The 2,572-nt window shown below is 71.9% G+C and carries 2 protein-coding genes; one reads left to right on the top strand and one right to left on the bottom strand.

The features are described from left to right. Window positions 1-1,149: cytochrome c biogenesis protein ResB (locus A6Q79_RS00480; protein WP_317695289.1), on the bottom strand; the 1,149-nt coding region annotated here is incomplete at its 3' end. Window positions 1,150-1,330: 181 nt separating this feature from the next. Here A6Q79_RS00480 and lnt point away from each other — a divergent pair. After that, window positions 1,331-2,572, top strand: a 1,242-nt coding sequence (lnt, locus tag A6Q79_RS00475) for an apolipoprotein N-acyltransferase (RefSeq protein WP_317695286.1), incomplete at its 3' end; no start/stop codon positions are given.

Genomic DNA, 2,572 nt, shown 5'->3' with positions numbered 1-2,572 from the left:
CGTGGCCCGCCATCGGTCCCCGTCGTCCCCCGTGACCTCGACCAGCCCGTCCAGGTCGAGCGTGTAGACCGACTGAGCCCCGCCGTCATCCAGTCCGAGGTCACCGGAGTAGGCGGTGAGCAGGAGCGCCGGATTCACCAGGCCGGGGTATGCCGACACGTCGATCCCGTCCGCCCCTCGGGCCGCGGTCGGCAGGAAGAGACCCTCCAGTGCCACGGGGGTCGGTCGAGCGTCGGGCACCTTCACGACCCCGTCGGAGGTGAACGCCTGATCCTGCGGAAGGAAGATGACAGGACCGGATGCGGCCACGTCACCGCGGCCGTCGCGGACCGTGATCTGCGGGGCGTACCCGTGACCGGTGAGGAAGAACTTGGTCCCGTTGGCGTCGAAGGGCTGGTTCGGTCGCACCTCGGTGGTTCCCGCGCCGTCGGACGTCACCCAGTCCAGGACCGCCGTGAACGAACGGGGCTCTCCCAGCCGTGGTCCGCTGGTCTCGAACTGTGCATCGAAGCTGCGCAGGGTGAACTCGAGAGGTTCCAGGTCCGCGGGATCGGCCAGGGGGGCGCGGGTCAGGGCGTCGTAGGAGGACGCGATGTTGGTGAACGTCGAGCCCTCGACGACAGCCACGCGCCCTTCGTAGCCGAACAATCGACCGCCGGCCACCCCGACGAGGAGGACCAGGAGCGACAGGTGGAAGGCTAGGTTCCCGAGCTCCCGGACGTGGCCCTTCTCGGCGCGGACCTCGCCGTCGGTCTCCACCACCCGGAAGCGCCGAGACCGCAGGTGCGCGGCGGCAGCCGTCAGAGAGGCCGAGGCCTCCTCGACCGTGAGGCGAGCGTGAGCGTCCTCGCGCTCCAGCCTGCGGGGGGCCGCGGGCGGCTGCGCCGTGACCTCGCGCCACAGGCGGACGCATCGAGGAAGGACGCACCCGGTCATGGAGACCAGCAGCAGCAGGTACACGGCGGCGAACCACGGGGCCGCGTACACGTCGAAGAGGTACAGCCGATCCAACCACGGAGCGAGGTCGGGGTTGTCGCGGTAGAACAGCGCGACAGCCGCGGGGTCGCTCGCCACGCCACGCTGCGGGAGCAGCGAACCCGGCACCGCCGCGACCGCCAGAAGGATCAGCAGGACGACGGCGGTGCGCATGGAAGTCAGTCGCCGCCAGGCCCAGCGGCCCCATCCCATCGAGCCCCGAGCGGGCGCAGCGGTCCCACGATCCGAAGGAGTCGCCGCACGGGGGCTCTGGCCCGACTCGGCGGTGACGGGGGACGACCTCACGTGGTTCATACTATCGGCGATAGTAGGCCATGACGAAAGCGGTGCCCGAGTGGCTGGTGAACGCCCCATCATCCTGACCGCCGCTGCCGGCGGAGCCACGACGGCGCTCGGCTTCCCGCCCTTCGATCTGCCGTGGCTGGCACCGGTGGGCCTGGCGATGCTGGTCCTGGCGCTGCGTGAGGCCTCAGCCACCAGAGCGGCACTCCTCGGTGCCGCCCACGCCGCGGTCTTCCTCGGGATGACGCTGTGGTGGTTGGCCGAGGCCATCTCCCCCTTTGCCTGGGCCGCGATGGTCGCTGCGCAGAGCGTGTGGGGCGCCTTGGCCGGTGTGGCGATGGTGCGCGTGCGTCGACTCCACGGGTGGCAGCTGTGGGCCGCCGGCGTCTTCACGGCGGCCGAGTCGGCACGGGCGGCAGTTCCCTGGGGCGGGGTCCCGTGGGGAAGGCTCGGGTACTCCGCCGTCGATGCGCCCTGGTCCGCCTGGGTGGCGGTCATCGGGGTCGCCGCCACAGGAACTGTGGTCGCGCTGCTCGGGTGCCTCATCGCTTCGGTGGTGGAGCACGCGACGCGGCGCAGCCTGCGCGGGCTGGTCCCCGCAGCAGCAGTGGTGGCGCTGGTGGCGGTCCCGGCCATGGCACGTGGGGTCCTGGTGGCGCCGAACCAGGCGACCGGGCCGGTGGCCAGGATCGCCATCGTGCAGGGGGAGCTGCCGGGTTCCGGCCGGGAAGTCGTGGCGAATCACCGGGCCCTCACCGAGGTGCTGGTCGGGCAGACGAGGCAGCTCGCGGCCTCGGACACCGGGCGTCCTGCGCCCGACCTGAACGCGACGGCCGTCGACCCGACGACCGACGTGGTCGCCGGCCAGGCGGCGCGAGCGGCTGTGGAGGCAGTCGGGGTGCCGCTGCTCCTGGGAGCCGTCGTAGATGCACCCGACCCGCGTTACGCCCTCAACCAGTCGCTGCTCTGGGACGACGGGGGAGTGCGGGCGAGCTACACGAAGCAGCGGCTGGTGCCCTTCGGGGAGTACGTCCCCCTGAGGCCGCTGGCCGAGCGGTTGTCCTCGAGGGTGGCCGCCATCCCCCGGGACATGCTGCCTGGCGGGGATCCCGAGCCGATCGGGGTCGGCTCCTTCAGTGTCGCGACCGCCCTGTGCTTCGACGTCGCCTACGACGACGTGCTGCGTCGACAGGTGGCCCGGGGCGGGGACCTGGTCAGCGTCCAGACCAGCAACGCGATGTTCCTCGGCACCGCCCAGCTCGAGCAGCAGTGGCAGGTGTCCAGGGCGCGGGCC

Origin of the sequence: Aeromicrobium sp. REDSEA-S32_B7 (assembly GCF_001626145.1) — a bacterium.
In the GTDB taxonomy this organism is placed as follows: Bacteria; Actinomycetota; Actinomycetes; order Propionibacteriales; family Nocardioidaceae; genus Aeromicrobium; species Aeromicrobium erythreum.
The sequence above is the reverse complement of the archived record's forward strand: the minus strand, read 5'-3'. Positions and strand labels throughout refer to the sequence as shown.